This window comes from Pseudomonas sp. GG8 (assembly GCF_052976945.1).
In genome coordinates this window covers 3,392,271-3,400,000 of sequence record NZ_JBRIIP010000001.1, presented here as the reverse complement: position 1 = coordinate 3,400,000, position 7,730 = coordinate 3,392,271, and the positions used below count along the sequence as shown (strand labels likewise).

The window sequence follows — 7,730 nt, the reverse complement described above, 5'->3', positions numbered from 1 at the left end:
ATGTAACGGGGCTCAAACCATACACCGAAGCTACGGGTATCACTTAGGTGATGCGGTAGAGGAGCGTTCTGTAAGCCTGTGAAGGTGAGTTGAGAAGCTTGCTGGAGGTATCAGAAGTGCGAATGCTGACATGAGTAACGATAATGGGTGTGAAAAACACCCACGCCGAAAGACCAAGGTTTCCTGCGCAACGTTAATCGACGCAGGGTTAGTCGGTCCCTAAGGCGAGGCTGAAAAGCGTAGTCGATGGAAAACAGGTTAATATTCCTGTACTTCTGGTTATTGCGATGGAGGGACGGAGAAGGCTAGGCCAGCTTGGCGTTGGTTGTCCAAGTTTAAGGTGGTAGGCTGAGATCTTAGGTAAATCCGGGATCTTAAGGCCGAGAGCTGATGACGAGTGTGCTTAGGCACACGAAGTGGTTGATGCCATGCTTCCAAGAAAAGCTTCTAAGCTTCAGGTAACCAGGAACCGTACCCCAAACCGACACAGGTGGTTGGGTAGAGAATACCAAGGCGCTTGAGAGAACTCGGGTGAAGGAACTAGGCAAAATGGCACCGTAACTTCGGGAGAAGGTGCGCCGGTGAGGGTGAAGCATTTACTGCGTAAGCCCATGCCGGTCGAAGATACCAGGCCGCTGCGACTGTTTATTAAAAACACAGCACTCTGCAAACACGAAAGTGGACGTATAGGGTGTGACGCCTGCCCGGTGCCGGAAGGTTAATTGATGGGGTTAGCTAACGCGAAGCTCTTGATCGAAGCCCCGGTAAACGGCGGCCGTAACTATAACGGTCCTAAGGTAGCGAAATTCCTTGTCGGGTAAGTTCCGACCTGCACGAATGGCGTAACGATGGCGGCGCTGTCTCCACCCGAGACTCAGTGAAATTGAAATCGCTGTGAAGATGCAGTGTATCCGCGGCTAGACGGAAAGACCCCGTGAACCTTTACTATAGCTTTGCACTGGACTTTGAATTTGCTTGTGTAGGATAGGTGGGAGGCTTTGAAGCGTGGACGCCAGTCTGCGTGGAGCCAACCTTGAAATACCACCCTGGCAACTTTGAGGTTCTAACTCAGGTCCGTTATCCGGATCGAGGACAGTGTATGGTGGGTAGTTTGACTGGGGCGGTCTCCTCCTAAAGAGTAACGGAGGAGTACGAAGGTGCGCTCAGACCGGTCGGAAATCGGTCGTAGAGTATAAAGGCAAAAGCGCGCTTGACTGCGAGACAGACACGTCGAGCAGGTACGAAAGTAGGTCTTAGTGATCCGGTGGTTCTGTATGGAAGGGCCATCGCTCAACGGATAAAAGGTACTCCGGGGATAACAGGCTGATACCGCCCAAGAGTTCATATCGACGGCGGTGTTTGGCACCTCGATGTCGGCTCATCACATCCTGGGGCTGAAGCCGGTCCCAAGGGTATGGCTGTTCGCCATTTAAAGTGGTACGCGAGCTGGGTTTAGAACGTCGTGAGACAGTTCGGTCCCTATCTGCCGTGGACGTTTGAGATTTGAGAGGGGCTGCTCCTAGTACGAGAGGACCGGAGTGGACGAACCTCTGGTGTTCCGGTTGTCACGCCAGTGGCATTGCCGGGTAGCTACGTTCGGAATAGATAACCGCTGAAAGCATCTAAGCGGGAAACTAGCCTCAAGATGAGATCTCACTGGGACCTTGAGTCCCCTGAAGGGCCGTCGAAGACTACGACGTTGATAGGTTGGGTGTGTAAGCGCTGTGAGGCGTTGAGCTAACCAATACTAATTGCCCGTGAGGCTTGACCATATAACACCCAAGCAATTTGCGTCGAAAGAGCAGATTGCGGTGTGTGAAGACGACACAAACCGAAAATTGGCAACAAACCACAGATCTATCACATCCCCATTAGTTGGCCCGTTGCGCGCAAGCACGACGATCCGGCAGCCGAATTTCTTGACGACCATAGAGCATTGGAACCACCTGATCCCATCCCGAACTCAGCAGTGAAACGATGCATCGCCGATGGTAGTGTGGGGTTTCCCCATGTGAGAGTAGGTCATCGTCAAGATTAAATTCCGAAACCCCTGTTTGCTTACGCAAACAGGGGTTTTGTTTGTGTGCGAGGAAAATAGGGCTCAAGAGTTGCGTGCGACGACTATAGCGCTCTGTTGCCAAGTTGAGCGGAGAGCCGCCTTAGTCCAGATCTCGGCGGATGGCGTCCAGGCGTTCGTCGAGTAATGGGGTGAGCAGGGCGTAGCACTCCGCAGGGGCGATGGACACGATTCGAGTATCAATAAGGCAGTGCTGCAACTGATCGAGAGCGCTATGCAGCGAGCGGGGGGCATGCCTGAGTAAGCGTTCGTGCAGGTATTGCAACTGGATAAGCATTTCCAAAGGGCAGGTTCGATGGGCGGCTGCGCGTACTGACAGACCCCGCAGCCGGCCAAGATCTTCCAGTTCCCAGCAGCGTTCGGCGATACTTGGGGGCTGCAGATTGAGCGCGCAACGGTGTAGCTCAAGGTGCTGGATAGTGGCCAGCAGGTCTTGCAGCAAACGGCAATGGCCATCGAAATCTGCGGGGGCACGGCGTAACGCTTGCCAGTTCTGCCGCTGTTCAGCATAGGGCCATTCCTTCCAGCGGTGGTCGAGCGAGGCGCCCAGCGTTTGGCAACGCTGCCGTGCTTCGCTGGTAGTTTGTCCGCCGAGACCGCGATGCTGCTGCAGGCCTTGCAGCAGGTCAATGCCCTGCAATAATGCCCGCCGCAGTGCTGGGTCGCCCTGCGGCGGCTGGATAGAATCGAATGCCACGGCGGCTTGTGGGTTCATGTTCGGTTTCCGGCGGTGAGCTGGTTGAGATAGCGGGTCAGGTCGTGCAGCGCATGAGTCTGTGTGCTCTGCACCTGCACGGCCCCATTGACCTGTTGCAGCTGTTCGCTGAGAGCATGATTGGCTTGTTGGTGTTCGCTGAGCGCCTGTTGCATGGCGCCGAGTTGTTGCAGATTGGTCTGGCTTCGTTGAGCGAGGTCTTCGAGGTTGGTGGCGAGGTGCTCACTCTGCCGGTTGCCGGCTTCCAACAAATGGCGGTGTTCTTTGACCTCGCCATCTACCTGGCGCACAGCCATGGCGATCGCTGTCGCGACCTTGGTGATTTCGTGGGTCGCTTGGTCGGTAGCCTGGGCCAGACTGCGGACTTCATCGGCTACTACGGCGAAACCACGGCCATGCTCGCCTGCGCGGGCGGCCTCTATGGATGCATTGAGTGCCAGCAACTGGGTCTGTTTGGCCAGCGCCTGGATGCTATTCACCGTTTTTTCGACTGCGGCCGTTCGCTGCAGCAAAGCTTCCACAGCCTGCGCGGTATTGCCCAGGCTGTGCTGGATGGCGAGCATGCTTCCGCCTACGGCGCGAGCCTCCAGACAGCCGGCGTCACTTCGGGCGTGGGCGTCGGCGAAGGCCGCCAATGCATCCTGGGCCAAGGCGTCGATGCTGTGCAGGGTCTGGTCGATCTGCTCGCTGGCAGCGGCGATCATGGCGATCCGTTGGCTCTGCTCCTCACCTTGGTCGCTGGTCTGCTGGGCCATCTGTTCCAAGGCGCGGCTGGCGAACTGCACTTCGCTACGCATGCGTTCGCTGTTGCGTAGCGAAGTGCTTGTGGTCACCAGCAGCGTCGCGAGGTCGGCATTCCGGGAGCTGCGCAGTAGTCGTGCCAGTTCGGTGTTCCAGAATGTCTGTAGATGGCGTTGATCGCGCTCGCGCAATTGCCAGGCACAGCCTAGGTAGAGAACTCCAGGGATGAGGGTCAGTGCGCTGGCAGGCTGTTCGGCTAGTGCGAGACCACAGGCGCCGAGGGCCAATCCGAGCGGTAACCAGAGGTTGATCCCGCTGCGTTCCAGTAGGGCTATGCCCGGTTTGAACAATGCTTTGCCGAATGACGTGCCAGTAGGACGGCACTTGCCTGCGCCCCTGTGCAGCGTTGCGGTGGCATGGCCCATTGGGAGGACTCCTTGAGCAGGCATGAGGATTTCCTTTTGAACCAGTGTGAACGCAAAAACGGCGCACGCTCACTTTCCGCAATGCGGAGGTGAGCGGACGCCGTTGCCCGTAATAGTTGTGAAACCATCGTCGTTGATGGCTCAAGTGTGATCAGATCAAGCAAGTTGCTTGCCAGTCTTTGCCGTCGGCCGCAAGGAAACGTGTCAACCACGCAGTGAGAAGGGTGACTCTGTTCGATTGATATCGATGAACGATTGGCCTAGCACGGAACACGCTTGTTGGAAAACGCTGGTTAAGGATAGGAACTGGCTGACCTGTTTTCTCCTCAGGCTTTATTTCGATGTTTACGGCGAAGGCGGAAGAGGCGATCAACGCACCAGTCGTGGGAATTGCTGAGCCACAATGCTCTGTGATGGTTCGAATGACACATGATCGGGTTTTGGTGAGCTGCTTTCCGGTTTAAACGCAGAGGGGGGTCTTGCCCTCATTGATCTCGCGAATAGACTGTTTCCGACCAACGGCGAAAGTTGGGCGTGGTATTAAAGACTAAGGCATATAGCCATCTATATACTCAAAATCTCGCTTTTTTTGGCCTTGTCGATGAAGCACTTCTACCCATTTCTGCTCGTCCTTCTCTCCATCCTGGTCCCGACCCTGGCACAGGCTGGCGTTCAAACGCTACGTCTGCTTGCTTGGCCCGGCTATGCCGACAGCGACCTGGTCGCGGAGTTTGAGGCGCGTTACAAAGTGAAGGTCGAAGTCACTCTGGTTGGCAGCGACGAAGTGCTGCGTAGCAAGCTGGCGGAAAATCAGGGTGGCAACTACGACTTGATCGCTGCCAACACTGCGGAAGTCGAGTACTACATAGGTCAGCAACTGCTACAGCCATTGCAACCTGCGCGTATAACTAACACCTCGCGCCAACTCTTGCGCTTTCGCGACTACTCGAAGATCCCCGGGATCATGGCCGGCGGCAGCGTCTACGCGATCCCCTACACCTATTCGGACATGGGGCTGATCTATGACCGACAGCAGTTCAGTCAGCCGCCGCAGTCGATCACCAGTATGTGGGACCCCAAATTCCAAGGCCGTGTATTGGCGTTCAACACCAGCAGCCATAACTTCTCTCTGGCTAACCTGGCGCGCGGTGGCGACCCGTTCCACATCGCCGCCGCTGACTTCCCTTTGGTCACTGATCAGTTGATCGCTCTGCGCCGCAACGTGCTGACCTTCTATTCTCTACCGGAGGAAGCTGCCGAACTGTTCCGTGAGCACTCGGTGGCTCTACTATTTGCCAACTATGGCCGGCAGCAGCTCAAGCAGTTGCAGGACGCTGGCGCCGATGTCGGTTACGTGATTCCGCGAGAAGGTGCTTTGGCTTGGCTCGACTGTTGGGCGATCAGTCGCAACGCGCGCGATCCAGTGTTGGCCGAAGCCTGGATCAACTTCACCCTCGAGCCCCATGTCAGTCGCGCCTTGAGCGAGCGTCAGGGCTTGTCCAATACCTTGGTGGAGCCGGTTGGTATGGACCCGTCGGCACAACTGATCTGGCTGCGTCCTGTCGAGGATGATGCACATCGTACTGCGCTATGGCAGCGCATCATGTCCGGCGACCGGCCGCCCCTGCAGGAGGCGCGATGAGGTTCAGTATCGCCCTCAAACTCGGGTGCCTGATGGCTCTGTTCGGCATCCTGCCCACCGGTCTGGCCGGATATTATTCCTACATCAGTAGTCGCGACATTCTGCTCAAGGCCGCAGAACGTGACCTGCTCACTTCCGCCCAGGTGCTCGGACGCAACTTGCACGGCAACCTAGACGACATCGGTCTCGATGCGCAACTGCTGGCCAACGGCCCCGAGGTACGCGAGCTTTCGGACGCCGGTAGCCAGAGTACGCGTTTACATGCGCAAGATAACCTTGCCGAGTTGTTCCGCGCGATGTTGCAAGTGCACCCAGACTATATGCAGGTTCGCCTGATCAGCGCTGTCGACCATGGCCTCGAACTGGTGCGGGTGGATCGCGACGGTGAGCGCTTGTTACGCGTCAGCGGTGCCGATCTGCAGGAGAAGGCCCATTACGCTTACGTGTTCGACACCTTGCGCTTGGCGCCCGGTGAAACACGCTTGTCCCCGATAGTGATCAATCATGAGCAGGGCGCTCACTCCGGGTTGGGCAAGCCGACCCTGCACGTGTCCACACCCGTGGCTGACGCCAGCGGTAAAGTATTCGCCCTGATGGTGATCAACGTCGACCTCGACCAGCTCTTTAGCCAATTGCAGGGAGATTTGCCCGCGCAATACCAAGTGTATCTGAGCAATCGCTGGGGCGACCTGCTGGTCCACCCAGACCACCAACGCACTTTCGGATTTGACCAGGGACGTCGTCTGTTCATCCAGGACGAGTTCCCGGAAGTCGCCAGACTGCTGGGTGAGAGGCATAAGGACCACGTAATCAGTCGTAGCGTCGCGCAGGAGCAGCAAGATGGGCTGGTTGCAGCGTTTGTACGAATCTCAAACAATGCGCAGACCTCAGAACCTTTCATCGTCCTCGGCCTCGGCCAGTCACAAAGCCTCGTACTCGCCGAGGCCTCGCGTGTAGGCCAGAAGATCGTCCAGATTGTTCTGCTGTTCAGTCTGCTGGCCCTGCTCACGGCGATCATCACCTCGCGTGCGGTCATCCGGCCGCTGAAAAGCATGACCCGAGCCGTGCAGCTATTTTCCCGTGAACGCAAGATCAGCGAGCTGCCCTCGCGTCAGGACGAATTGGGCCAGTTGGCCCAGAGTTTTCGCGAAATGGAGGAAGAAATCCTCAGCCAACTGGACGACCTCACGCACAGCCGCACGGCCTTCGAACACCTGTCTCGACATGATCCGCTGACCGGTCTGCCGAACCGTCGGGTGTTCTTTGATCGCCTTGAGTGTGCCTTGATCAATTCACAGAGTAGCGGCAAGCACTTGGCGGTGCTGTTTGTCGATCTCGATCACTTCAAGAGCATCAACGACCGGTACGGCCACAGCCTCGGTGACCATGTGCTCAAGGCGGTGGCCAACCTGCTACGTTCTGCCACCTGCGAAAACGATTCGGTGGCACGTTTGGGGGGGGATGAATTCGTCATCTTCTTCGAGGCGGTTGAGGATACCCAGCATATTGTCACCATCCTGGAGAAGCTGCATAACCGCTTCCAGCTTCCCCTGTTCATTGATGGTCATGAAGTGAGAATCAATGCAAGCATGGGTGTCAGCATGTTCCCACGTGATGGCAACGATATCGAAGCCTTGGTCCAGCACGCGGACCATGCGATGTACGCAGCCAAGAAGTCGGGTCGCAACACCTACTCATTCGACCTCTCGGACGCGGGGGAAAACCGCTGCGAGTCGCCCTCCTGATTAAGCATCGCTGATCACTGCGGCAGGAACAATTTTGCCATTATCAATGTCCTTGGGCGATCAAACAAATGCCTCGGCCATTGACCGTGGATACTATTTAATCCAACTCTTTAAGCACTCTCCAGAGGGGCAGGTCAGAGAAAACTTCTCACGGTAAAGAGTGTTCGTTGCGTTTAGTGTATTAAGACAAAAAATTCCTATAAGTCACTCACTGTAATCAGGTGACAAACATGCATAATTTTTTCTGCCCTATTTGTCGTCTGATTACGGTCCTTGTCCACGCATGACTCCGAGTTCTGCTTGACTGTCTTGCACAGAAAGAGCGACATGGCTCTTGGGCAATTTATGGCGTTATGGGTATCGTGTTCATAGTCTTCTTCTTGCC

General features: G+C 56.2%; 3 protein-coding genes, 2 rRNA genes and 1 pseudogene (1 of these 6 only partly in view). 4 read left to right on the top strand and 2 right to left on the bottom strand.

What is annotated here, in order from left to right; all coding sequences use genetic code 11:
• Both ACVBEG_RS16450 and rrf read left to right on the top strand, forming a co-directional pair.
• Positions 1–1,772: ribosomal RNA gene (locus tag ACVBEG_RS16450) — 23S ribosomal RNA — on the top strand (it extends 1,119 nt beyond the left edge of the window).
• A gap of 146 nt (positions 1,773–1,918) precedes the next feature.
• Positions 1,919–2,034 (top strand): 5S ribosomal RNA (gene rrf / locus ACVBEG_RS16445).
• A 125-nt stretch (positions 2,035–2,159) separates the two neighbouring features.
• On the opposite strand, the gene ACVBEG_RS16440 is transcribed toward rrf, so the two are convergent.
• Both ACVBEG_RS16440 and ACVBEG_RS16435 read right to left on the bottom strand, forming a co-directional pair.
• Positions 2,160–2,792 (bottom strand): hypothetical protein, encoded by a 633-nt coding sequence (locus ACVBEG_RS16440; protein WP_322178525.1) that lies wholly within the window; start codon positions 2,790–2,792, stop codon positions 2,160–2,162.
• Positions 2,789–3,334 (bottom strand): annotated as a pseudogene (locus ACVBEG_RS16435) (methyl-accepting chemotaxis protein); the annotation flags it as partial. The pseudogene ACVBEG_RS16435 and the gene ACVBEG_RS16440, both read right to left, overlap by 4 nt.
• Positions 3,335–4,559: 1,225 nt before the next feature.
• On the opposite strand from ACVBEG_RS16435, the gene ACVBEG_RS16430 reads away from it, so the two are divergent.
• Together ACVBEG_RS16430 and ACVBEG_RS16425 are read left to right on the top strand one after the other, a co-directional pair.
• Complete coding sequence (locus ACVBEG_RS16430; RefSeq protein WP_322217066.1) at positions 4,560–5,600, top strand: ABC transporter substrate-binding protein; 1,041 nt, start codon at positions 4,560–4,562, stop codon at positions 5,598–5,600.
• Positions 5,597–7,345: a diguanylate cyclase domain-containing protein gene (locus tag ACVBEG_RS16425; protein ID WP_322178528.1), complete on the top strand. Its 1,749-nt coding sequence runs from the start codon at positions 5,597–5,599 to the stop codon at positions 7,343–7,345. Before ACVBEG_RS16430 ends, ACVBEG_RS16425 begins: the two co-directional genes overlap by 4 nt.
• Positions 7,346–7,730: the final 385 nt, after the last annotated feature.